Raw genomic sequence first — 25,290 nt, forward strand, 5'->3', positions numbered from 1 at the left:
TATTTATCGAGAGGAGCCAAACCTTAAACAGTTTAATCAGAGAAAAGGAGCAGATAATCGAAAAATTAGAAGAGGAGTACCATTCTGCATTGCTGGAACAAAAATCAAGGGAAGAGTTCGTTCCGAAAGTCCGTAAAGTAGTTGAAACCTATTGGGAAGTACAGGATATGCAGTCACGGAATCAGATGCTAAAAGAAATAATTCAGAAAATTACATACACCAAAGAAAAGCCTAACACAAGGGGAGATAGAGAGAATGCAAACTTTACCCTCAACATCTTCCCTAAAATTCCCATCAAATTACCTATGTCTTGAATGGGGCTATACCTATGGTCCCCCCATGGCAGTGGCCCCCATTCCCCAGGTCAGACAGGTACTTGACTACGCCGTGAGCGAAATCACTCCCGCCAAGATATCCATGGGAATCCCAAACTATGGCTATGACTGGCCCCTCCCCTTCGTGCGCGGGGTCACGGAAGCTGCCAACATAGGCAATCACGAAGCCATAGAGATAGCTTCCTTAAATAATGCAGCTATTCAGTACGATGACACATCACAGGCGCCATTTTTTGAATACACCAGAGATGGCATCGGACATATCGTTTGGTTTGAGGATGTGAGAAGCATACAGGCCAAGTTAAATCTGGTAACGGAATATGGCTTCCGGGGTGTGGACTACTGGCAGCTAATGCGGCCCTTCCGCCAAAACTGGCTGCTGGTAAACTACTTGTTCAATATCAAACGCTGATTCTAACGTTAAAGAATGGAAAAAGCTGCACCATGCAAGAAAGGAAGCGCATTCCTGCCGCGCTTCCTTTCATTAAATCATTCTGCCATCTGACGCTCAATCTCTTGACCGGTTACTTATTACCAATGTATCGCCATATCCCGTTCATCTTCCGCTGCTTCCCACATCCCCTCGGATACTGTGGGATGCGGATGTATGGCTGCCCTTATATCATCGATGGTTCCTTCCGCCTCCATACAGGCACCGATTTCCATGATCATATCCGTCGCATGAGGACAAACTAAATGGGCTCCCAGTATCTCTCCTGTCTTTTTCAGAGAAATAATCTTAATCCTGCCAAGGGTTTCTCCTTCTACCAATGCTTTGCCATTCCCCGCTAAAGGAAATTCCCCGGTAAGATAGTCCAGTTCCATTGCTGCTGCTTCTTTTTCCGTCATACCGATCCATGCAATTTCCGGGGTTGTATACACGCAGGAAGGAATACGTTCATATTGCATTGGTGCCGTATCCTGTCCCATAATATGATTTACAGCAACAATCCCTTCTCTGCTGGCAGTATGGGCAAGCATGGATGTTCCATTTACATCCCCAATGGCATAAATTCCAGGCACAGTAGTACGCATATAGGAGTCTGTAACCACGCGCCCCCGTTCCTGCTGAATTCCCAAGAGCTTCAGCAGCGGGCCGTCTGTCTCCGGTACTCTCCCGACTGCTGCAAGAACAACATCCACTGCTTTTGTAAAGCTGCCCTCTTCTGTCTCATAAGTAATACTGCAGGGACCTATTTTCTCTACCTTTGCCCCTGTAATTACTTCTATTCCCTCCCGTTCTAAAAGCTTCTGTGCAGAGGCAATAACCATATCATCTGCCATATTTAATACCTTGGGAAGCATTTCTATAATCGTAACCTTTACTCCAAATGCACGAAATGCGGCAGCGAATTCCACACCTATTACGCCGCCTCCAACAATTGCCATAGACGTTGGCAGAGAGGACTGTTCCAGCATCCATGTGCTGTCCACGGCATGTTCAATTCCCGGAATGGGAGGCCGCGACGGGCGGGACCCCGCTGCAAGGATAATAGCTCCAGTCTCATAAATGTCGCCTTCTGCTTCAATTCGTCCTTTTCCTGCAATTTTGGCCTCTTTGTAGATAACCTCTACGCCGTTCTTTTTCAGAAGTCCTGCAACGCCGCCGGTAAGCTGAGATACAATACTGTCCTTACGCCCCTTAACCTTTTTGTAATCAAGCACAATCGGTCCCACAGAAACCCCGAATTTATCCGCCTTTTCTGCCTGTCTCAAAATATCTGCGCTTTTCAGCAGTGTTTTTGTGGGTATGCATCCCCGGTTCAGACAGGTTCCTCCCAGGGTATCCTTTTCAAACAATACCACCTTAGCCCCCAGCTGTGCACCCCGCAGGGCAGCCACATATCCACCGGGGCCGCCCCCGATAATTCCTATGTCATACTTCATATGCCCTGCTCCTTCATCCTGGGATCCACCAACACCTCTACGCCCTCTCCGCGGCGCATCAGATCTATGGCTTCATGAATCTTTTCCAGAGGAAGAATATGGGAAACCAAAAATTCAAGATTAAGAGTATTGCTTGCCAGCATCTTCACCGCCTGATCAAAGGATGCATTTGCCAGCCAGGTTCCCAGAACCTTTGCTTCCTTATAGGTGATCTGACTTTGTATCACTGCAGGGGCTGCTTTGGCATTATTTCCGAACAGCAGGACACTTCCGCCTTTTCTGATGCAGTTAATAGCTGCCATCATCTGGGATCCAACCACATCAATGGCATAATCGGCCCCAATCTGTGTTTTTTCCATTACAAAAGACTGTGCATCCACTTCAAGGGGGTTCACCGCATAATCCGCCCCGCATTTTAATGCATATTCCCTTCGTACCGGATTAGGCTCCAGAGAAATAATCGGATATGCCCCTGCCGCTTTCATTAGCTGGATGAAGATCATCCCTATGGGTCCTGCCCCTATGATCACTACGCTCTCGCTGGGATTGACCCGTATCTTCCTGGATGCATTGACAGCACAGGCTAGAGGCTCCGCAAAAGCCGCCAGTTCACTGGGCATATCTTCCGGAATTTTAAAGGCCATTTTCTCCGAAACTCTCACAAACTCTGCAAATCCCCCGTCCACGTCAATGCCCATTGCCTTAATATCCTCACACTCATTGGGCAGGTTCTTTTTGCAGTAATTACATTTTCCGCAATATTCATTGGGATTTACCACAAAGCGGTCACCCACTTTAAATTGAGTCACCCCCGTTCCTGTCTCTACCACTTTTGCCACCAGCTCATGGCCTAATATAGTTCCGGGAGTCGCCGGGTATCCCGGGGGCACACTGGTCATATGGACATCTGTCCCGCAGATAGAGCAGACTTCAATTTCTCCTATGATATCATCTTCCTTTAAGATCTCAGGCTTCTTAACTTCCTGCAATACTAATTTTCCTTCTCCTTCAAATACAGCAGCTCTCATAACTTCCTCCTTGTTCTCTGTCATAAACCGTCATCGGCACATAATCACCGGAAGACAGCATTTATAATCTTTTACCTGGTATTCTTTCCCTGGCCACCAGCCCGCAGCTGACAGAACCTTTCCACCCTGGGGAGATGCCATGGAAAGTTCCTCCACCTTAGCGCCTGTAACTGTCATAAACCAATCATAGCACCGGGTGTCTTCTACCCTCGCTTCGCCTAATATAGGCTCTGAGCTTCCAACATAATAGCCTGCCGTAGCACCGGGAAAGTGCAGGTTCCACTCACTTTCCTTTCCGGCCTCCCGGAGAATCTGTCTTCTGATATTCAGAAGTTCTTTATAGGGGACCCCCGGTTTCAGCAATGACATCACGGACGCCTGGCAAAGATTCAGCAATTCATAATCCCTTTCCAAGTTACCGGGGATCTCTCCAAAGCAGAGCATTCTTGTTATATTGCCGTGCATTCCATACTTATCCGAGGCTACATGTAGCAGTACCGTGTGTTCCATTACTTTGTCCGAAGGAAGAGGATGCCGGTATTTTGTGATTCTCTCATCGCTGCCTACCAACAGCACCTTTGGCACCATTTTCTCTTCCTCAAAGTGCCGGGCAAGAATACTGGCTGCCTGCTGTTCTGTCATTCCCGGCCGCAGTTCCTCTGCCACCTCATAAAACAGACGGTCACACAGGGCACCCACCTGCTCATAGCGTTTCTGCTCCCATAAGGTATAGGGCAGCCTCAACTGCAGGAGCTCTTCAAACCGGCAGCTCCACCCGTCTGCAGGGTAATCCGAAATCACGTTGACATCCCCCAGTTTCTGCCCTACTGCCTCTTCCAGAGTTCCCTGATTCCATAGAACGGTTACCTGTTCCACAGGGAGTCCCTCCAATTCCTCTTCCATAATCCGGTCTGCATCCATGGAATACGCAAACAGATAGGTATCCTGTTCTGTAAATACCAAAAGCCCTGCGCCCAAATCACCAGAGCGAAATATCTTGTTGTCCCCCCCAAAGGTAGCCCAGGCAAAGCTGTCTCTTCTTCTCAGAACCAGAGCATTCTCCTTTTTTCCCCTCAGATAGGCGCAGACACGCTCTCTCTTCTCTTTAAAATCCATTAAATTAGCCTGATTCATTCGCTCCTCCTACTGTCCCATCAGTTCACCGCCGCTAACAATCAGACTTTCTCCCGTAATATGATCCGCCAAAGGGCTGGACAAAAAGAGAACTGCTCTCGCCTGATCCAGAGGCGTACCCAATCGCTTCAGAGCCGTCTTTTCCACCCACTCTTTTTCGATTTCAGGGCTGGTTATAAAGGTTGATCGGACCATTGGTGTATCCGTAGCACCGGGGCACACCCCGTTGACGCAGATGCCATAGGGTCCCCATTCCAGGGCGGCCACACGGAGAAAAGCACCAACCGCTCCCTTTGTGGCACAGTATCCCGCTTCTTCATAGGTTGGCTTCTTAGCCGAGCAGGAACTGATATTGACAATTTTTCCGCCGCCTGTTTTTATCATCTGCCTTGCGGCTGCCTGATCCACCAGGAAAGTACCTTTTGCATTTACCGCAAATATAGTATCCCACTGTTTCTCTGTCATCTGGAGAATCTCTGCGTGAATCAGAATTCCTGCCGCATGACAGAGAACATCCAGCCTGCCCATCTTTTTAACAGCACACTCTGCCATTTCTGCCACACTGGCCGCATTTGATACATCTACCCCGCAGAATCCAATCTCCTGTCCCGTCTTTTGCGCTATTTTCCGCGCTGCATCCTCTGCCATTTCTTTGTTCATATCTGCAATCATAACATCGGCCCCGTTCTCGGCATATATCTTTGCCACGGCTCTGCCAATTCCCTGTGCGCCTCCTGTTACCAGTGCCTTTTTTCCCTCTAATAATCCATACATAATCTCACCTTCCCACAGCAGTATTTTAGAAAAACAAAGTCAATGGATTCTCCAGCAGTTCTTTGACTCTGACCATAAACCGAGCGGCCAGGGCTCCGTCTATCAGCCGGTGATCAAAGGATCCGGTAAGTGCCATCATAGGCCGTATCTGTATCTCGTCTCCCACTGCCACCGGCTTTCTTCTAATGGATCCTACTGCCAGGATTCCAGACTCAGGCGGATTGATGATGGCCTGAAAACACTCCAGGCCTGAGCTTCCCAGATTGGATATGGTAAAAGTTCCTCCGGTGATTTCCTCAGGCATCAGCTTTTTGCTCCTGGCTTTTTTTGCCAGAAGATAAGCTTCCCTGGATATGTCTGCAACTGATTTTTCATCCGCTCTGCGAATCACGGGAACCACCAGGCCGTCAGGCACACTTACCGCTACGCCCAGATTGACATGTTTAAAATATGTAATAGTTGCTCCGTCCGTCTGGGCATTCAGCTCTTCAAACTCCGATAACGCCACGGCGGCCGCCTTCAGCACAATATCATTAACAGACAGCTTATTGCCGTTTCTTCCCACAGCAGCCTCCTGGAACTTAGATCTTACATTCATCAGACTGGTCATATCCGCTTCATCTTTAAAATAAACATGGGGAATCGTCTGTTTACTCTCAGATAATCTTCTCCCAATTGTTTTCCGCATAGATGACATATCTTTAACAACTGTCTCTTCCTCTTTGTCTCCCCTGCCGCTCTCTGCTAAACTTCTTTGAATATCCTCACTTTGAATTCTTCCTCTGGGTCCGCTTCCCGGGACTGACGGCAGTTCAATCTGGTAATCCTGAGCCAGTTTTCTGGCTCTATGGGTAGCCTGTCCCTGGTTCGATACTCTCCAGGCTTCCACATCTGCAGCCACAATTCTTCCCCCGGGACCCGTCCCTTTCAGCTCCTCCACACTTATTCCATATTCCCGGGCCAGTTTTCTTCCATAGGGAGTACAGAATACTCTCTTTGCCGGCTCACCCCCGGCAGGCATCTCCTCTGAAACTTCTTCCACAGCTTCAGCGTCTAAGGTTTCCCCTGCTTCTCCTACATAACAGCATGGTTTCGTAATCTCAACGGTTTCCCCCGGCTGAGCCAATATCCTGAGAATCGTCCCCCCAGAGGTAGCCTCTACATCCGAACTGAGTTTATCTGTCTCGATTGCAAAGACCGGATCTCCTTTTGCTACGAGATCTCCTTCTTTTACATACCATGTGGTAATCGTACCACTGGTCATCTGAAGCCCTAACTTGGGCATGTTAATTGCTTCTGCCATAAGTAAATGCCCTCCTTAGTTATTCCATCAGTTCTCTGACTGCCTGCACAATTCCATTCACACTGGGAAGCACATATGTTTCCAGATCCGGGCTGAAAGGAGCCGGGCAGTCCGGGCTTCCCATCCGTTTTACAGGTGCATCCAGATAATCAAATGCCAGATCTGCAATGACAGCTGCCACCTCACCGGCAACCCCGCAGGTAAGCCAAGTCTCCTGAAGGCAGAGCACCCGGTGGGTTTTCTTGACAGAATTTAAAACCGTCTCTGTGTCCATTGGTTTTATGGTGCGCAGATCCACTACCTCCGTATCAATCCCCTCCTGTTCCAGAATCTTTGCAGCTTCCAGTGCAAAATGCACCATGTAGGAGTAGGTAACTATAGTTACGTCTTTTCCTTCTCTCTTCACTGCTGCCTTGCCAATGGGAACAGTAAATTCGGGATCCTCTGTCACCTCCCCTTTCATCTCGTAGCACTGGCGATGTTCCAGAAAGATAATGGGATCGTTTTCACGAATTGCTGTCTTCAGCATGCCCTTAGCCTCCTCCGGCGTCGACGGACACATAACCTTAAGGCCTGCCACGAAGGCAAACCAGCTTTCAAACATATGGGAATGCTGGGCTGCCGCCGCACCAAAGCCGCCGCAGGGCAGACGCATAACCATAGGAACAGATAAGGCCCCTCCTGACATATACCGCATATTGGCTGCCTGATTCACAAGCTGATCGGAAGCTATGGTAACCCAATCCCCAAACTGTAATTCTACCACTGGCCGAAGTCCCGTGGCGGCAGCTCCTACTGCCAGTCCGGTATACCCCGCTTCCGCGATAGGCATATTTACCACCCTGTCTTCTCCGAATTCCTCACACAGCCCCTGGGTCACGCCGAAGGCTCCCCCGTAATACTGCAGATCAATTCCTATACATACCACTTTATCGTCTCTTCGCATCTCCTCTGCCATGGCAGCTCCCAATGCCTTTGAATATGACATTATACTCATAACTGAACTCTCCTATCTCTCTTAATTTGCGTATACATCGTCAAATACTGTGTCTGGTCTGGCCTTTGGACTGTTTTTTGCAAACTCTACGGCTTTTTCTACCTCCTGATTTACCGAACGCAAAATCTCATCCAATTCCTCCTGAACTGCCGTCTCTTCCCTGATAAGACGCTGGGCATAGCCTGTAATAGGGTCCTTTTTCTTCCAGGTATCTACTTCTTCTCTGGGACGGTAATTATCCGGTTCCCCAACAAAATGGGTGTAATGCCGATACGTTTTACACTCAATCAGTGTAGGACCCTCCCCATTTCTGGCAAGTCTTACCGCTTCTCCTGCGGCATCGCAGACAGCCTCAATGTCATTGCCGTCCACAATGATTCCCCGCATATCGTAGGCTTTTGCCCGCTCGGCAATATCCTCCAGTTTTCTTACCTTGCTCTGCCTTGTGCTGACCCCGTAGAGATTATTTTCGCAGACATATACCACAGGCAGTGAAAAGGAGGCACCGATATTCAGCGCTTCGTGAAAAGTGCCCTGGCTGGTGGCGCCATCTCCGAAAAAGGCTACTGCCACCTTTCCATCCTTCTGGTATTTAGAGGAGAACGCAGCTCCCGTGGCAATAGGGATTCCGGCTCCTACAATACCATTTGCTCCCAGCATACCAACTTCAGGCGCGGCAATATGCATAGAACCGCCCCGCGCTTTATTGTAGCCGGTCTCTCTGGCAAATAGCTCCGCCATCGCACGGTTCATATCTGCCCCCTTTGCAAGAAGGTGTCCATGGCCTCTGTGCGTGCTTGTAATATAATCTTCTTTTTTTAAATTTGAGCACACCCCCACTGCCACTGCCTCTTCTCCCACATAAAGATGAAAAAATCCAGGAAGCTCATTGGCCATGGCCAGTTCCCTCACCTTTTCTTCGAACTGCCGGATCCTCAGCATCTCTCTATACAAATGTAATCTGGTATCTCTATCCATTATTTTCACTCCTTTTTTACTATTTCAGTTGCTTTAATGTTTTGCAGGCTGCTTCCTGCGAACTAACTCCCTTTGGGAGGAATTCAAATCCAATGTATTTGTCATATCCTGTCTTCTTCAGTGCTGATACTATATTGATATAGTTTAGTTCTCCTGTCCCTGGCTGGCACCTTCCAGGCACATCTGCAATATGAAAATATCCAAAAGTATCCCAAATATCTCCTATAGTGTCTATAATATTTCCCTCCATAATCTGCATATGGTATGCGTCATACAGCAGGCGGATTCCCGGATGGTTTACTTCCCTTATTATGCGTGCCCCCTCCTCACTGCTGCAAAGAGAATATCCCTTGTGATCTACCAGCGTGTTGAGAGGTTCAATCACGAAGGTAATTTCGCTCTCTTCTGCAATAGGAATGAGCTCCCTCAGAACCCTGGCGCTGGCCTCCATTTTTTCCTCTTTTGTGAGGGTGTACGGAGGTTCCAGTACAGACCGATCCTCCTTCATGATGTCTGACATTAAAAACAAATTTTTAACGCCCAGACGCTCCGCAGTCTCTGCAGAACGCTTTACACCGTCCAGATACAGGTCAAGATCTCTGGGATCCACCATCCTCCCCTCCAGATTTCCCTGCATGATAGCAATTTCCATACCAGTTTCTTTCTGCACAGCTTCTATGGCATCCAGATCTTTATTCTCCCAGCACCAGAATTCCACGCAGTCAAATCCTGCTTCCTTGGCTTTCCGGATACGTTCCGGAAAATCATACTCCGTAAACAGCATTTCAATACAACATGAATATTTCATATCTAACCTCCAATTTTTCTTTATTTTAAAATGGTTACATGTAAGAAAACCATTGAGCAATCTCTTCAAAAGCTTCATATCTGACCTGAGACTCCGGAATGTGGTGGGGTCCGTTTATAAGCTCTACCATTCTCTTTTCTCCTCCCAGGCTATCATATATTCGGGCACTCTGCTCTCTGGATACAATTTCATCTGCAGTGCCGTGAAGAATCAGCGTAGGTATCCTTACCTCCTTTGCCAGTCTTTCAGGCCGATACATCATAAAGCTATTCCACAAGGAGGAAGCCGTCACATGCGATACCATATAAGGCCGTCTTTTCCTTTCCTCCTCATAGACTCTGCAGTCCTCTTCTTTCATTCCCAGGGCATAGGAAACCAGGTAGTTTTCCTCTATCATTTTCTTTCCATCCGCAAATGGTGCCATGGCGGCGGCTCTCTTAATTCTTATGTCCAGAGCTGCCATTGCGATTGTATTTGCTCCTCCCATAGAGCATCCGGTAAAAGCAATCCGATCTTCATCTATCTCAGGAATACCCGCCAAAAGACTTACAGCATTGGCAGCATCCTCTATCCACTCTGTCATGCATAGAAGATTACCCTGTAATACAGAATCCTCTGCCGTTCCCCTGGCATCAAATTGAAGAACAGCCATGCCTTTGTCACATAGAAAGTCTGCCAGCTCATTGTATTCTTCTTTTACACCAGAATATCCGTGGGCAACTACTACTCCGGGCACCTTTTCTCCTGAAGGCAGACACAGTCTGGCATTCAAGTATTCTTCACCGGACTTCATTTTAAATTCTTTAACCTTTACCATCAGCTCTCCTCCAGAGCAAATTCATTCTCCACATTATCTCCGTATATCCTCCACTTACCGTCCTCCTGGACGAAATCCTGCCGGAAATAATATTTCTTTCCACTCTTCATATTTTGAATGCGATAGATTACTTTCCGATTTTCATAGTTGGAATCTTCTACACATTCGCTGAAGTCATATCCCTCAATCGCCTCCTGCTGACTGTTAAAATATTCTTTTGTATCCTCAATACTCTGTATAAATTCTGTTTTTTGGGCATTCATTGCCTCAACGGACTCCCGGCATCCCATTTGCCTGAGCTGTTCCCAGCCCTCTTCCGGTGTGACCCTTCCATCCATCATCTGCTGATATAGCTCTACGGAAGCAATGGCCAGAGAATGAGGGGTATCTCTCTCCTCTTTCCAACCCTCTGTATCACCCAGTGAAAGCTTCAGCTCTGCGTTTGGATTCCCCAGCACTTCTTTGTTTCCGCAGCCCGCTATGCTCAGACAACTGAGCACAACTGCAAGCAGTATATAAAGTGATCTTCTGCCTGTCATTTCGCACCTCCCGAATCTCCGGCAGGAGACTTATCCCCTGCCGGCCTCAGTCTTTTACTCTTGATCAAAATATTTAACGTTATCCGGGGTAACCACAATAAAGCCTGTAGATACTTCTGTTGGAATCGGGGAAATGCCGATCTCAGCATCATGACCCGTAAAGTCAATGTTGTTGTGCTTATAGTCATATAACATTCTTACCCCATAATAGGTGAAAAAGTGACGTTTCTGTCCGCAGGCAGCGACAATAGTACCGTCTTTAATACACTGAATATGTTCTGCCTCTGCATCAACACAGGTTCCATATACTTTGCCTACCATATCCGCTTCCTTTATCGCCTGAGAGATACCAGGGCCGCAGGCGGATTCAAAACCTGCCACTGCCAAAATAGAACTGTCCGATTTCAAAAGATTGCCAACTGTTTCTGCCACAACCTGAGCATTAGACTGTGCATCATATACCTGGGTTACCACTTCAATATCCGGCGCCAATTTCGCAAGGGTTTCCGTATAGCCGTTTGCGGCTTCTACGGTATTATTGGCTCCTGGGAGACCAATCATGACTGCTTTTCCCTTCTTCCCTTCCAGGTAAGGAGCGATCGCTTTCGCCTGTTCCACACCCTGATCATACCAATTCGATCCCACAAAACAGAGACGCTGAGAGTCTGGTACATCCGCATCAACGGTAATAGTAGGAATACCAGCCTCCATAGCTTTATCAATGGCGGTTGCCAAAGAGGCATCCCATCCTACCACCATCATCCCGTCTGGCTTCTGCGGGATTTCCTGTTCAATGGCTGCTACGAACGCCGGAAGATCTATTTCCTGGGGCCCGATTTTCTTAACTGTCACACCGAGTTGTTCAGCAATCAAATCCATGCCGATATAATCGTTGTTAACAAACAGAGGCAGAGAATTGTGCTGACAGGCCCATACATATACCTCATCTGATACATCTTCGGTTTTGGTTTCTGCCCCCTCTGAGCTGCTGTTCTTAGCCTTAGCCTCTCCGCAGCCCCCTAATGTCATCGCGCCGGCCATTGCCAGGGCCAGCCATTTCATTACCTTTTGTCTCTTCATAAAAATACCTTCCTTTTCTTTTTATTTGATAGGCGGTAACCGCCCTATCATTCTGCTATCCTACTATCTTTCTCTTTGAGAACTGCGCATCCAGAATTACCGCGCAGAGCAGAATTAAACCTTCAATTACTTTGTATAGATTTGACGGTGCATTGGTAATACGCAGTGCGTTATTCACGCAGTACACAAAAAGCCCGCCGAAGACAGCGCCAATCATAGTGCCGCGTCCCCCTTTAAAACTAACGCCTCCGATTACCACAGCTGTAATCGCTTTCAGTTCCATCCCCACACCCAAGGTAGTGGCGCCGCTTCCCATTCTGGCCACCAGCAGGACTCCCGCCAGGGACGAAAGGGTCGCGCTAATAACAAATGCTGCTATTTTGGTTCTTTTCACACGGATTCCGGAGAGCTCAGCCGCCTCCTTGTTCATGCCTATATAATAATACTGCTTAAAATATTTCGATTTAGACATCAGAACCACAAAGACTGCAATAACAGCCAGTGCATAATATACAGGAAGCTGGAAGCCGCCTATCTGCAGCTGCGCAATATTTTTAAAGCTATCCGGCAGATGCAGAAGATCCAGGCCATTGGGATTGGGATTATTCGTCCCGTACTTATATCCGTAATCAAATACCATAAGTCCTAAACCATAGAAAGCCATTCCGGATCCCAGCGTAGCAATAAAGGAATTCACCCCCACACCTGCAACTAACACGCCTACAAGCCAGCCTATGAGAGCACAAAACAGAACGGTTATGGCGATGGCCCCCCAGACAGGTACCCCCAGCACGATAAGGCAGGCAACACACACATTGGAAAACATGACCACATATCCTACGGAAAGATCGATTTCACCGTTTATCAATTGGATCGCCATACCGATAATGACAAAAGCAGGGATAGAAAATTCCAGCAGCAGAGATGCCAGGTTATATTTTGTCAAAAAAACAGAGGGATATAAGACTGCAAATGCAATTACATACACCACAATCAGTGTCAGAGGAATCAGCCACCTCTTCTGTGCTACCAGATCAATGACTTTTCCCGGAGAAAACGTACCTTTGGTTTTATTCTTTTTGATTGTCTGTTCCATTCCTTTTTCCTCCTGTTTATTCATCCCGAATTCCGGAAGCAAGACGCATAATTGCTTCCTCCGTGGCTTCTGCCCCTGAGAGCTCTCCGGTAATTTCGCCCTCGTGCATAACATATATGCGATCACTGATTGACATAACCTCCGGCAAATCTGAGGATACAAGGATAATACTGGTTCCCTTTTTCGTCATCTCTCTGAGAATCTGGTATATTTCAGCCTTTGCTCCCACGTCCACACCCCGGGTGGGTTCGTCTACAATCATAATTCTCGGGTTTACCATAAGCCATCTGGCAAATACAACCTTCTGCTGATTGCCTCCCGAGAGATTCACTACCTTTTGACGGACGCTGGGTGTTGCCACTCTGAGCTGCTCTTTGTATTTTTCAGATTCCGTCAAAAGTCTTTTATCATCCAGAAAGATCCCCCTGCCGGTCTGATTCATATGGGCGGAAGATATATTATCTGAAATAGACATCTCCAAAAATAGCCCCTGGGCTTTCCTGTCCTCCGGCAAGTATCCGATCCCTCTTTCAATGCTGTCCTTTGTATTTTGGGGGTGCATCTTGCTGCCATTCAAATAAATTTCTCCTTCAAGAATGGGATCTGCCCCGAAAATTGCTCTCATTACCTCTGTACGGCCGGCACCGGCGAGTCCTGCAAATCCTATGATTTCTCCCCTGTTCAGTTCAAAACTGACATCTTGGAAACTACCCCCGCAAAGTCCCTTTACGCTCAGCACTACATCCTTAGGGATCTCTCTTTCCACCCGTTTCAGTTCCAGATCTCTCCCTACCATACGGTTTACCAGCCAGTTATTATCTACATCATAGACATTGGCTGTTTCTACCAGGCTGCCATCTTTAAAAACAGTCACCCGCTCCGCAAGCTGGAAGATTTCTACCAGGCGATGGCTGATATAAATAATTGCCATCCCTTCTCTTTTTAATTTTTCAATAAGCCGAAACAATGCTACAACTTCTTTTTCTGTGATCGCAGCGGTGGGTTCATCCAATATAAGAACCTTGGGCTTTAAGGACAAAGCCTTGGCTATCTCCACCATCTGCTGAAGGGCCGGGGAAAGAGAGGACACCATTGTCCTTGGATTCACCTGGATATCCAGACTTTTCAGAATTTCTTCCGTCTCCCTGTACAGCTGCTTCCAGTGTATCCATGAAAATTTATTGGAGGGCTGTCTGGCGGCAAATACATTTTCTGCCACATTCAGTCCTTCCACCAAAGAACGTTCCTGATAAACGATTGCAATTCCCTGTTCATTGGCCTCCTTCTGATTATGAAACTGCACTTTTTTTCCTTCCAGATAAATCTCTCCCTCATCCGGCTGATATACGCCGGACAGGATATGCATAAGTGTGGACTTTCCTGCACCATTTTCCCCGCACAGCGCATGGACCTCACCGGCCCGCACATCAAAATCCACTCCCTTTAAGGCCTTCACGCCAGGAAAATTTTTTACAATCCCCGTTACCTTTAAAATAGGTTTCTCCATTTTTTCTCCTCCCGTTATTCTGCCTTTTTCTTTGCCAGGACTACGTCCAGTACAATGGCCAGGATTAATACCACGCCAGTAATTACGTTCTGCATGTTCTGGCTGATGCTTGCAATGGTAAGGGCATTGTTTAGGCAGGCTACAAACAAAGCACCCATAGCAGCCCCGGCCATAGTTCCCGCGCCTCCGGTAAAACAGACGCCTCCGATGACAGCGGCCGTCACAGCTCTCATTTCCACTCCTGCTCCAATGCTTGTCAGCGCCGAATTAAAGCGCATGGCTGAGATAATTCCTGAAATACATGCCATACCAGATGCAATCATGTATAATACTATTTTGGTCTTTCCGGTGTTTATTGCAGATAACTCTGCCGCCTTAGCATTTCCGCCAATGTAATAGCACTGCCGGAAATATCTGGTTCTGGATATCAGCAGGGACATTATAATAAAAATGACTATAATGTATATGACAGGCAGCTGGATATTCAGGATCTTTCCCTGACCCAGGGTCCGAAACAAAGGATCCGGGAAATCTGTCCAGCCAGTTCCCGCCAGCATGACTGCGATTCCCAGATAAATCATGCTGGTGGCCAGAGTGGCGATAAATGAAACTACATTGATCTTAGCCACTATGATTCCATTGATGAGACCGCACAGAACAGATACCCCCAGAGATATCAGAATTGCCAGCCACATGTTCATGTCATCCAAAATCATCAGTCTGCCGCACAGAATACTGCCCAGTACCATAACCGCCCCCAGGGAAAGATCAATTTCACCAACGATTAAAAGAGGTACGATTGCCACAACGATTAATCCCTCCGCCGACATATTCAGCAATATTCCGGAAAAGTTTCCCAACGTACCAAAGGTATCCGGAAACACCAGGGAAAATGCCAGGCAAAATACCAGAATTAAAATCAGCAATGCCAACGCACGTTTTTCAATAACAAATTGAAAAATACTGCCCCTCTTCCTTTGCTTTGTTTTTTCCATAGACTTTTCTCCTTACACTTCTTTTTTAACTTGTATCTTCTGATTAAGTTAAGATTGATTATAGCTGAACGGCAGAGTAATTCTATTCACTTTTTTTAGGGGCATATGTGAAGATTTTTCTGCTCTTTACTGACAAAAAAAGAGCTGCCGCTCCGCATGGACAGTCATTGCCCTGCTTCACAGCAACTCATTTATTCAGCACAAAAGATACGTCTGCAATTTTTCCGTTTCTTAAAGGTCTCCAAACATCATCGTAAGGCAGTTCAGGGGAAACCGTCGTTTCCAGCGAGGAATGCCAGCCATTGGCTTCTGACAGCTGGGCGGCTACCTGAGGACGGCTCAGATAATTTAAAAAGGTTATCGCCTCCTTTTTCTTCTCCGACTTGCTGTAAACTGCTGTCAGATTATCCGCCAGTAAGACAGGTTTAGCTTTCTCCCCTTCTGTATTCTCGTAGGGAAGACAAAACACCCCGGGAATAAATATATTCTCAAGCTCGCTGTCTGCCAGCTGTACAGAGGTGTCCCAGGCAGGAAACATGGCATATCTTCCCTTTTTAAACTCCTGGAAAGCCTGCTGGTAAGTCAGTTCCTCCCATACCTCTCCCATATAATCTTTCAGCAGTATGTTCACTATGTCCTTTCTTGTCTTTCCATCCGGCTGGGGGCTGTCAAGCAGCATCAGTGGGAGGATCCCTTTTGAATCCCGTCCTCCGGCTATCATGGGCCGCTCCCCCGCCGACTTTAATACGGAACATACCTGCAGAAGTTCTTCTGCCGTCTCAGGAACATCCAACTGGTAGTTAGAAAAAATGGTTTGATTATACCATATTCCAAAACAGGAACTGCTGAGAGCCACAGCAAATTCCCCTCCTTCGGCTTTATCCCTCACACACTTTCTGATATCTGCACCATATGCCTCTAAAAAGGGCTGATCCTGAAGATCCGCATAGAGACCTTTTCGGCACCCTTGGCCATACTCCTCAAGGGGAACCCCCAGAAGATCAAAGGACTGTTCCCCCAGAAGCTTATCCTCAATTGCCGTAGGGTAAGTAGCCTTGTGATACTTGTAATATTTAATTCGGATCTCCGGATACTCCTCCTGAAAATTTTCTGTAATTTTATCTGGTATCTCAATCCAATGAAGCAATACAATCTCTGTGGTCTGCCTGTCCAGAGAATTATCCTCCGCTTCATACAGATCCTCCCTAAAATAGCGAAAAATCAAAAGGGAAACCAGGACGATAGACAGCAATATGGTTACAATAATTGCCTTAATATTTTTCATAGCTTTCCTCATTTCACGTCTTCCGGTTCCAGCTCTACAATTCCAGTGTCAATATATTGAGGAATATTGGTGATGGAAATATTTTGATTTTCATTCAGGATCTGCAGTTGGTTATGGTTATAGTCATACAGAAGCTTACCCCCGTAATAGGTAAAAAGCTCTCTCTTCTGCCCAATTAGTTTCTGTACATATCCTTTTTTCAGCAGCTCTATATGCTGAGATGTCATATCAACACTAACTACTTTTACCTGTCCGATCTTTTTTTCCTCCTCCAGAGCCTCACAGATTCCTTTCGCACTGTTGGAATCTACACCTGCAATGCCTTTAATCTGTGGGTATTCTTTCAGAATTTCTTTCGTCATGCGCTTTGCCTCTTCCCAATTTGACACATCATCATACATATCCAGTACTAAAATATCCTCGTACTCCTCCATAACACTGCAAAATCCTGCCCAGGCATTGTCTGAGTTGCGGTTTCCAATGATACCCAGTACTGCCACTGTCCCTTTTCCTCCGATTAGCTTAATCAGTGCTTCTGCCTGTTTTCTCCCAATCTGATACCAGTCTGACCCGATATAGGCCAGTCTTTTACTCTCCGGCAAATCAGAATCCACGGTAATCACCGGAATGCCTGCCTCTGCCGCCTCATTAATATAAGGAATCAGATTTTCTTCCGTAGCACATATCATAATTCCCTTCGGTTTTTTCTGTATGGCCTTCTCCAGCAGTTTTGCTGTCTCCACCACATCATAGGATTGGGGCGCCTCTACAGAAACTTTCACTCCCATCTCCTTGGCAAAAGCCTCCAGCCCCTTAATATCCTGCTCCACTATAATTGGATCATTTTTAAAAACAGGCAAATATATATACTCTTCCTGGCTTTCATCCGCAGATGCCACCGTTCTCCTATCTTCCTGTTCTCTGGCCAGCAGTGCATTCCCCACCAGTGACACAGCCAGCAATAGGGAGAGAACTGTTATAATTCCCGTATATAGGTTAGCACCTTTTCCTTTAATTTTCATCCTTCACCTTCTTTCTGTACTCTGCCGGACTCACCCCCATTTTTTTCTGGAAAACAGAAGTAAAATAACTTCTGTCATTATACCCCACAAATTCCGCCACCTGGCTGGTGGAAAATTGTGTGGTCTCCAGCAGCTCCCGGGCTTTCTCCAATCTAACCTCTGTCAGATACTTTATAAAATTCTTTCCCGTCTCCTGCAAAAAAAGGGTGCTGAGGTAACTCTGATTGATATAGTACTCATTTGCCAGTGCTGACAGCTTTAAATCATGAAAATATTCTGTGTGTATTCTCTGCTCAATTTCTTTTATAATCCCTTTGCTGCTGTCCGAATCTTCCGTCTTAGTCACCTGTGCAATACTTTCAATTAATCCCCTGAAGTGTTTCTTCAGTCCCTCAATCGAATTGCACTGCTCAAAAATCTTTTCAACATCCAGTTCATAAATCTCTCTGTACTGCCCGTTATTTCTGTTTTTAACTTCATTGAGCACTGTAATTACCAGATCCAGGTAGGCTGTCTTCAAATTTCTGTAGCTTACTTTCTTCTCATAAAAGTCATCTATCATTTTAATGCCCAGTTCTGTCAGCTTCTCCTGATCGGCCGCTATGAACAAAAGATAATGGGACAGCAGCCTTCTGTCATTTTCACTGATCGTATAGTCATTTTTCTGTATCAGCCCATAATCCTCCTGGGTAATCACTCCCTTAGTGTCATATATCATTTTTTGTTGTAACGCATTGCCGGCTTCCCGATATGACTTAGGAAAAGCTTTCAGACTCCTTTGGGGATTCCCCAGGGCAAAGCAGACGGAAAGGCCTGAAATCTCCATTATTTTATCTCTGACCGCAAGCAATTCTTTTTCCAGACGCCGAATACTGTACGTATGGTACACCAGGGCTCCCGCTTTAACATTCTGGGACTCCTCATAAAAACCTATGCACCTTCCGTTTTTCTCAAGGCACTCTTCCAGTATATTTGTGACTACAAATGGATACAAGCCATTCTCACCAGGCAGGCAGTATTGGTTTTTCTGCTCCAGTACCTCAATTTGTATCCCTGTGATATACCCATCCTCCTGTATACTTCCATACTCTAAAACCTTATCCAATAGTTCGCCGGGAATTTCCCCTGTCCACCTGCAAAAGGATTCCATAATACGGTTTTTCTTGTATATCATATCCTTTTCCGCATTCTCCGCCCAGTTTCCCAGCAGTCTTGCATTCTTTCTTTCTTCTTGTATCTTCTGTTTTAATGATACTAAAGCTTGTTTCAGCTCATCATTTACAATAGGCTTCAGTAAATAATCAAACACCCCCAGCCGGACGGCCTTTCTGGCATACTCGAAATCATCATATCCGCTGATAATAATAAATTTAATAAAAGGATTTTTTTCCAAAGATTTCTCAATTAGAAGCAGTCCATTCATGCCAGGCATTTTAATATCCGTAATTACAATATCCGGCCGAAAACTGTTTATCTTATGAAAAGCCTCCTCTCCATTCTTTGCCTCCTCTATCTCGTCCACAAAATCTGTCAGACGCTTTACCTTATGAATAATTCCCCGTCTGATATACGCTTCGTCGTCCACAACTAATACTTTTACCATATTCAGCTCCTGTTCCTTTATTCTTTTAAATATCCTTTACTCTTTTTGCGGGCAGATTCAGAATCACCTTAGTTCCCTTCTGTTTCTGGCTGTGTACGTAAAGTCCATAAACCCCTCCATATCTCAGTTTAATTCTTTGATTTACATTGCGCATAGCAATTCCGCCTTCCCTCCTTTTCGTTTCCCCGCTTTCCAGTACATCCCGGTTAATCTCTGTCCTTAGGCGGGATAACTCTTCACTGCTCATACCGCTCCCTGTATCCTCTACAATGATAGAAAGTACATCATTTGTAACCAGGGATGATATGGAAATTCTGCAGACTTTATCCTGATTTTCTATGCCGTGAATAATAGCATTCTCTACAATTGGCTGTATCATTAATTTAATAATCTCCATATCCAGGGTATCCGGAACGATTTCATATATTACCTCCAGCCGGTCACCGAACCGAATATTTTGAATGTACATATAGTTTTTGACATGTTCTATCTCTTCCTTCAGGCTCACTTCTTCCTTTTTCCGAATACTGTATCGAAAGATACGGGACAATGCCTGACAGGCGTCACTGAGTTCATAGGCCTCTTTCTCCTCTGCCATAATATCCATAATCTGAAACGTGTTATACAGAAAGTGGGGATTAATCTGTGCCTGCAGCGCATTGAGCTCTGCCTGTTTTCTATGTATCTCCTTTTGATATACCTCTCCAATCAGTCTTCTGATATGCTCCAGCATCTTTTGAAAGCTAATACTCAGTTCTCCGATTTCATCCTGAGACTGTACCTGAATCTCTACCTGAATGTTTCCGTCCTCCACCTCTTTCATGCAGTCTCTTAAAACAAAGATTGGATTTGTCAGATTTTTGCTCACCATGATAGCCAGACCGATAGCCACTGGAATACAGAGAATGAATATATATACTGCCATAAAAGTCAAAGAGCGGATAGATTTGTATGCTACTTTGACAGGCAGGGTATAAATTACTTTCCATCCGGCCTCCTCTGAGGTAGTATGTGCTACTATTTCCTGTTCTTCTTTATGTGTATCTGTTACCAGATAGCCCTGGGAATTACTCAAAATCTGGGACAGATAGCCCTCTCTGAACTGTGAATTTATGTATTCGGGTTTTGTATGGTAGATTACTTTCTTTGTACTGCTGTCAATAATAATAATGCTGCTGTCTTTTTTAAAATAAGAACTGTCAATATAAGACGTAAAGATCCCGGTCTCTACCTCCAGCATCAGGTATCCCATTGATGAATCATCATTTCGGATCTCACGCACATATGTAATAACATTATTTTCCTGATTTTCTGCGAGCATATCGTAAGACTTATGGGTTGGAACCAATAAGCTTTCTGTTCCAAAAGCCTGCATCTTCTGATACCATTCTGAATTTGTAAAAACATAGTCCCTGGGCAGAGAGGCTCCCCCATCCTCCAGAGAATATATTTCTCCATTATACCCTAGAACATTGACGGACTGTATAAAGGGCATATCCCCGAGGTATCTCAGGAGTATGTCTGTTACAGTCCTTTGATCTTCCCCTCTGGTTTTATCTGCGTCTTCTTTGCTCTTCTCCAGAATACTCCATAATGACTTGTCCACTGCCGCCCTGGCAGTCTGCGTAAATATTCGGTTCATGGTCTCACTGATATTGTTGTTCATCTGAGACAGAATATTCATAGTATACTGAGCTTCCGAATTCTTCATCACATGAATGGCTACATTAAAAATCAAAATCATCATAGCCATGGGAATTACTAAAAATGTAAAGTAGTAAATCACCAATTTTGACCGGATTTGACATAACTTTTTCTTTAAACTTCTGAATATTTCTTTTCCCATAATCATTTGTCCCTTTTTATCGGATTTTGTAGTTTTTACACTATCACATTTCGATTCTATTGTCAATTTTACCAGTTTTTTCCTACTATTTATATGTTTTTTATACACATTGTAAAAAATCTACACATAATCTTCCAAAAAAAGTTAACAGTCCCTCCACGGAAATGGAATTACAATAGAACCAATATAATTTTAGGGCTGGAGGTTATTTATGAATTACAAAAATGCAATTATCACCGGTGCCAGCAGTGGGATTGGCAGAGCAGCGGCACAGGCGCTTGCCGCACAGGGAATGAACTTGTTTCTATGTGCACGCTCCCTGGAGGGACTGCAAAGAACAGCAGACTTATGCAGCAAATATGAAAACAGATATATTCCTTATAGCGTAGATTTAAATAATTCAGAGGGGATAGCCTCTGTACTTCCTGCCGCCTTATCAACTCTGGGAAGCATCGACACACTCATCAACTGTGCAGGAATTTATCCCTCCGATGGAATAGACGGAATTACGGATCCTTTATGGGACAAAGTAATGAATCTTAACCTGAAAAACACCTTCTTTTTAAGCAGAGATGTCCTTGCTTATATGAAACCCAGAAAAAAAGGTTACATTATCTATATTAATTCAACTGTGGCCTTAGGTGCCAAACCCTCAGTAAGCACTTACAGTATTTCAAAATACGGATTGGCTGGGGCTGCCGCAGCTATGTATGAGGAGGGAAAGCCTTATCAGATACGCGTAAGTTCCATATATCCTGGCGTAACGAGCACAGACAGCCTGCATCAAAATGGCATGCCCTGCAGTCCGGAACAATGTATGCTGCCGGAAGATATCGCAAGCTGTATTTCCTTCCTGCTCCAGACGCCTGAACGAATGATTATCAGAGATCTTGTCCCATGGGCAAGCGCCTATGACAAAATATAATGCATAAGGAGGAGTGCTATGTATCTGCTGAATCATTCCAGCACCGATTGTTTTTTTAATCTGGCCTGTGAGGAATACTTTGTGAAAAATTCCCAGGAAGATTTCTTTCTCCTGTGGCAGAATGATAACACGATTGTTGTAGGAAAAAATCAAAATACCCTGGAGGAAATTAACCACCCTTATGTAACAGAACACAACATACGGGTTGTGCGCCGCATGACTGGAGGCGGCGCCGTATATCATGATTTGGGCAATGTTAATTTTTCTATCATTCAGACCACAGAAAAAGAACATTTCAATGACTACGCTTATTTCACACAGCCAGTCTGTCTCTTTTTACAAACGCTGGGATTACATGTACAGCTTTCCGGGAGAAATGACCTCACCCTCTGCGGAATGAAATTCTCCGGCAATGCACAGGCCTGTTTCGGAAACCGGGTTCTTCACCACGGCACCATTCTTTTTGATTCCGATATCACCTGTCTTTCAAAAGCTCTTACTCCTAATCCCTTGAAGATCGACAGTAAGGGGATTAAATCTGTCCGCAGCCGGGTAACGAATCTAAAATCCAGTCTCTCTGACGATATAACTGTGACGGCGTTCATGAAAAGTCTTACTTCCTATTTGCTGCATTCAATTCCAAATCTGCAGGAACACCGTCTTACGCCGGAAGAAACAGCGGCCATTCAGTCACTGGCCGACAAGAAATACCGGACATGGGAATGGAACTATGGCAGTTCCCCCCCATTTACATTGTCAAAAAGCAGAAAGTACCCATTTGGAATTGTAACCCTGCACCTTTATATAGAGTCAGGCCAACTGCGCACTCTTAAAATCTATGGGGATTTCTTTGGAAAAAAGGAGACAGAGAATCTGGAAGAGAAATTACAAAATACTGTTTTCCGCTATGAAACTATCTTAAAAACATTAGAATTGATATCCGTATCCGATTATATAGAAGGTATGGATGCTTTAGAATTCTGCGACTTGCTCTTTCACTGAAAAGGGCATAAAAAGGCTCTCATCCCCGGGGACGAGAGCCTTTTAGATTATCAAATATACTTAACCCTATGAAACCATTCTTATAATCGTCAAATAGACAGCAGCCATAGAGACCACAATTTGAATAATAGTAAACCGGAATACCGTCTGTGTATTGGACCATCCCCAAACCTTCCTCACGTGATCGTGAAGGGGCGTCCTCACATTTTTTAAAATACGTATCTTTAAAAACCTAAGCAGCGACACCTTTAACAGGCCCAGCCCGCCGTCAAGAATCAATACCAGTGCAACCAGCAGGTATAAGAATGGACTCCCAGTCTTGAGTACTGCAATGCTGATAAACAATCCCATGGCCCTGGAACCTGCATCTCCCATCATCAGTTTGCTGGGCGTGGCATTAAACCACAGATACCCCAGGATACAGACCGCGAACAGCAATATCAGATAACTGAAATCGTCGTTGTTTCCTTTTATAATATCGATGATATAGATGCTGATGATAGTAACCAGTGTCAACGTCCCTGACAGGCCGTCTACCCCATCAGAACAATTAGTCACATTTATGGATGCCCATACCAGGACAACTGTCAGGATTCCAAATAAGATAACAGGAATTGTAATGCTTGTCCCGGTAATCATAATCTCCACTTTATTAGAATTATAGTTTAAAAACGTTACTGCCACCATAGCCGCAATGACAAAATCCAGAAAGCCCTTTTTATATTCTCCCCAGGGCACCTTAGAAGCATCATCCAGAAAGCCCATCATCATAGCTGCCCCTACTAAAATAATGTAAATGACAAGCTCCCCGCTCAGCCTTGCAAAGATCAGCCCGGATGCGGCAAATACCAATATAAATATGAATCCGGCCCCTCTCGGCTTCCCCGCGGACAGCTTACCGTCATGGGCAAAATCCCTTCCTATATCCTTCGGCAGCAGAGGATAAAACTTCGCCGTGCAAAAGCAGGTAGCAAAAAATGCAAAGAGTATTCCCAGAAACATCACTGTCGGTACCGAACCGTTAAAAATAAAATTTACCATTTGTTTTTTCCCTTTTTCTTTATTCTCTTTTTGTCAGCACCCTTAATTATAGCCTCCCAAAGAAGAAAAAACAATGCCTTTTTGCTTATCTCCAGAGATAAACACCACTATCCGTTTAACCGTTTTTCCAGTTCCTCAATTTTCCACTGGCATTTCCAAATAATCCTCAGCAGAACGATAAGCAGCAGTCCAAAACAAACCGTTGTTCCTCCGAAAATATAAGAACCTGTCTGGATAGCGGCATTTAGCTGAAGAAACACAACTATCACTTCCACTAACATAATACACGTAAAGAAATTTCTTATTCTTTTATACTGTTCCACTCTGGAGTAATCATCGGTATACAGCTCAAATCCCCCGTCTTGGGCATCCTTTCTCAGATAAACCCACTGGTTCCACTGTTCTGCCACCTCAATACCGCTGTCCTCCATAAATTCCTTAAAATCCCGGGCACCGGCAGTTGTACTGGGCATCAGATCAATCTGGTAGATGTACTGCCCCGGCTCACAGGGAGCAAAGGTATATACACCCAGAAAGTAATGCTCCAGTGCCCACCCCTGGTTAACCATCTCATTCAGCCATAACTCTTCAGCATCCTTGTCGTAATACCACTTAAACTTTTTCATTCCCCTTCCCCCATTCTTTTCGCATTGTCCAGCATTTCCTGCAGTCTGTCTACCTCTCTGCCGAATATTTCTTTTCCTGTCTCTGTTATCACATATTCTTTCTTTTTTCTGGATGTCTTATCCTCACTGTACAGTCTCACCCATCCTTTTGTCAGCATTGAGTTAATGGCCCCATATAAGGTTCCGGGCCCCAAGCTTACTCTCCCGCAGGTAATATCCGCTACCTCCTGTATAATGCCGTATCCATGTTTGGGACATCTTACAGCTAACAGAATATAATACCAGGCTTCTGTCAGTACAATACCGTTTTCCACACCTATCGTCCTCCAATCTATCATGCAACCGATGTATCGTTAATCGATATATTATAATATATCAGCCGGCGATATATTTGTCAACAAAATTATAGTTTTGTGTATGTAAAGTTCGAGATAAAATAGTGGGCCAGCGCAGCGTTGCAGACGGACGGATATAGGAGGGAGCACCGGGGAGACAGGGCCAGGCCAGGGGCCGGGGGATAGGGACAAGTCAGCTCGAGGCTCCGTTCCCCTCAGCTAAGTCCTACCAGCTGCTAAACTCGTCAGGAAAGCCTTCCTCGTTAATCAGCTGGTGGACTGGATCTTCGGCTCACTCCGCTTAACCTCCCTGACTTGTCCCTATCC

24 protein-coding genes and 1 pseudogene are annotated in these 25,290 nt (G+C 45.4%); 4 read left to right on the plus strand and 21 right to left on the minus strand.

Going from position 1 to position 25,290, the window contains the following annotated elements:
* Together BUA56_RS23080 and BUA56_RS20920 are read left to right on the plus strand one after the other, a co-directional pair.
* Positions 1–314, plus strand: a pseudogene (locus BUA56_RS23080) (hypothetical protein); the annotation flags it as partial.
* Complete coding sequence (locus tag BUA56_RS20920; RefSeq protein WP_084068181.1) at positions 256–747, plus strand: glycosyl hydrolase family 18 protein; 492 nt, start codon at positions 256–258, stop codon at positions 745–747. The pseudogene BUA56_RS23080 and the gene BUA56_RS20920, both read left to right, overlap by 59 nt.
* A 119-nt stretch (positions 748–866) precedes the next feature.
* Here the strand turns inward: BUA56_RS20920 and lpdA are convergent, their stop codons facing one another.
* The 18 genes from lpdA to BUA56_RS21010 form a co-directional block, all read right to left on the minus strand.
* Positions 867–2,222, minus strand: coding sequence for a dihydrolipoyl dehydrogenase (gene lpdA / locus BUA56_RS20925; protein WP_072854712.1), 1,356 nt, complete (start codon positions 2,220–2,222; stop codon positions 867–869).
* Positions 2,219–3,250: a zinc-dependent alcohol dehydrogenase gene (locus tag BUA56_RS20930; RefSeq protein ID WP_072854713.1), complete on the minus strand. Its 1,032-nt coding sequence runs from the start codon at positions 3,248–3,250 to the stop codon at positions 2,219–2,221. Before BUA56_RS20930 ends, lpdA begins: the two co-directional genes overlap by 4 nt.
* A gap of 30 nt (positions 3,251–3,280) precedes the next feature.
* A complete protein-coding gene (locus BUA56_RS20935) occupies positions 3,281–4,384 on the minus strand; it encodes a M24 family metallopeptidase (RefSeq protein WP_072854714.1) in 1,104 nt (367 codons plus the stop codon).
* Between the two features lie 9 nt (positions 4,385–4,393).
* Positions 4,394–5,158 carry an SDR family NAD(P)-dependent oxidoreductase gene (locus tag BUA56_RS20940; protein ID WP_072854715.1) on the minus strand — a complete coding sequence of 255 codons (765 nt, stop codon included), beginning with the start codon at positions 5,156–5,158 and terminating at the stop codon, positions 4,394–4,396.
* A 25-nt stretch (positions 5,159–5,183) separates the two neighbouring features.
* A complete protein-coding gene (locus BUA56_RS20945) occupies positions 5,184–6,461 on the minus strand; it encodes a dihydrolipoamide acetyltransferase family protein (protein WP_072854716.1) in 1,278 nt (425 codons plus the stop codon).
* Positions 6,462–6,480: 19 nt separating this feature from the next.
* A complete protein-coding gene (locus BUA56_RS20950; RefSeq protein ID WP_072854717.1) occupies positions 6,481–7,458 on the minus strand; it encodes an alpha-ketoacid dehydrogenase subunit beta in 978 nt (325 codons plus the stop codon).
* Between the two features lie 21 nt (positions 7,459–7,479).
* Entirely contained in the window at positions 7,480–8,445 is a 966-nt protein-coding gene (locus BUA56_RS20955; protein WP_278320882.1) for a thiamine pyrophosphate-dependent dehydrogenase E1 component subunit alpha, read from the minus strand.
* A 10-nt stretch (positions 8,446–8,455) separates the two neighbouring features.
* Entirely contained in the window at positions 8,456–9,244 is a 789-nt protein-coding gene (locus BUA56_RS20960) for a hydroxypyruvate isomerase family protein (RefSeq protein WP_072854719.1), read from the minus strand.
* A 34-nt stretch (positions 9,245–9,278) separates the two neighbouring features.
* The gene (locus BUA56_RS20965) at positions 9,279–10,061 is read right to left on the minus strand and encodes an alpha/beta hydrolase family protein (protein ID WP_072854720.1); all 783 of its coding nucleotides are present in this window, start codon (positions 10,059–10,061) and stop codon (positions 9,279–9,281) included.
* Positions 10,061–10,600, minus strand: a complete 540-nt coding sequence (locus BUA56_RS20970) for a hypothetical protein (protein ID WP_072854721.1) — start codon at positions 10,598–10,600, stop codon at positions 10,061–10,063. Before BUA56_RS20970 ends, BUA56_RS20965 begins: the two co-directional genes overlap by 1 nt.
* A 54-nt stretch (positions 10,601–10,654) precedes the next feature.
* Entirely contained in the window at positions 10,655–11,680 is a 1,026-nt protein-coding gene (locus tag BUA56_RS20975; protein WP_072854722.1) for a substrate-binding domain-containing protein, read from the minus strand.
* 55 nt (positions 11,681–11,735) lie between these two features.
* On the minus strand, positions 11,736–12,776 hold the full coding sequence (locus BUA56_RS20980) for an ABC transporter permease (protein WP_158641025.1): 1,041 nt from the start codon (positions 12,774–12,776) through the stop codon (positions 11,736–11,738).
* A gap of 16 nt (positions 12,777–12,792) precedes the next feature.
* Positions 12,793–14,283, minus strand: coding sequence for a sugar ABC transporter ATP-binding protein (locus tag BUA56_RS20985; RefSeq protein ID WP_072854724.1), 1,491 nt, complete (start codon positions 14,281–14,283; stop codon positions 12,793–12,795).
* A gap of 14 nt (positions 14,284–14,297) precedes the next feature.
* Positions 14,298–15,278, minus strand: a complete 981-nt coding sequence (locus BUA56_RS20990) for an ABC transporter permease (RefSeq protein WP_072854725.1) — start codon at positions 15,276–15,278, stop codon at positions 14,298–14,300.
* A 187-nt stretch (positions 15,279–15,465) separates the two neighbouring features.
* The gene (locus BUA56_RS20995; protein WP_158641026.1) at positions 15,466–16,563 is read right to left on the minus strand and encodes an ABC transporter substrate-binding protein; all 1,098 of its coding nucleotides are present in this window, start codon (positions 16,561–16,563) and stop codon (positions 15,466–15,468) included.
* A gap of 8 nt (positions 16,564–16,571) precedes the next feature.
* Positions 16,572–17,585 carry a substrate-binding domain-containing protein gene (locus BUA56_RS21000; RefSeq protein ID WP_072854727.1) on the minus strand — a complete coding sequence of 338 codons (1,014 nt, stop codon included), beginning with the start codon at positions 17,583–17,585 and terminating at the stop codon, positions 16,572–16,574.
* The gene (locus BUA56_RS21005; protein ID WP_072854728.1) at positions 17,575–19,188 is read right to left on the minus strand and encodes a response regulator; all 1,614 of its coding nucleotides are present in this window, start codon (positions 19,186–19,188) and stop codon (positions 17,575–17,577) included. The genes BUA56_RS21000 and BUA56_RS21005 overlap by 11 nt, the downstream gene beginning before the upstream one ends.
* 25 nt (positions 19,189–19,213) lie before the next feature.
* Positions 19,214–21,034: a sensor histidine kinase gene (locus BUA56_RS21010; RefSeq protein WP_158641027.1), complete on the minus strand. Its 1,821-nt coding sequence runs from the start codon at positions 21,032–21,034 to the stop codon at positions 19,214–19,216.
* Positions 21,035–21,245: 211 nt separating this feature from the next.
* Between BUA56_RS21010 and BUA56_RS21015 the strand changes: the two genes are divergently transcribed.
* On the plus strand, positions 21,246–21,959 hold the full coding sequence (locus BUA56_RS21015) for an SDR family oxidoreductase (RefSeq protein WP_072854730.1): 714 nt from the start codon (positions 21,246–21,248) through the stop codon (positions 21,957–21,959).
* Between the two features lie 18 nt (positions 21,960–21,977).
* A complete protein-coding gene (gene lplA / locus BUA56_RS21020; protein ID WP_072854731.1) occupies positions 21,978–22,961 on the plus strand; it encodes a lipoate--protein ligase in 984 nt (327 codons plus the stop codon).
* A 66-nt stretch (positions 22,962–23,027) separates the two neighbouring features.
* On the opposite strand, the gene BUA56_RS21025 is transcribed toward lplA, so the two are convergent.
* The 3 genes from BUA56_RS21025 to BUA56_RS21035 all read right to left on the minus strand — a co-directional run bounded on the left by BUA56_RS21025 (position 23,028) and on the right by BUA56_RS21035 (position 24,966).
* Positions 23,028–24,002 (minus strand): MraY family glycosyltransferase, encoded by a 975-nt coding sequence (locus tag BUA56_RS21025; RefSeq protein ID WP_072854732.1) that lies wholly within the window; start codon positions 24,000–24,002, stop codon positions 23,028–23,030.
* A gap of 107 nt (positions 24,003–24,109) precedes the next feature.
* Positions 24,110–24,628: a DUF2812 domain-containing protein gene (locus BUA56_RS21030; RefSeq protein ID WP_072854733.1), complete on the minus strand. Its 519-nt coding sequence runs from the start codon at positions 24,626–24,628 to the stop codon at positions 24,110–24,112.
* Positions 24,625–24,966: a PadR family transcriptional regulator gene (locus BUA56_RS21035; RefSeq protein ID WP_072854734.1), complete on the minus strand. Its 342-nt coding sequence runs from the start codon at positions 24,964–24,966 to the stop codon at positions 24,625–24,627. The genes BUA56_RS21030 and BUA56_RS21035 overlap by 4 nt, the downstream gene beginning before the upstream one ends.
* Positions 24,967–25,290 lie beyond the last annotated feature (324 nt).

This window comes from Lactonifactor longoviformis DSM 17459 (genome assembly GCF_900129135.1).
GTDB lineage: Bacteria > Bacillota > Clostridia > Lachnospirales > Lachnospiraceae > Lactonifactor > Lactonifactor longoviformis.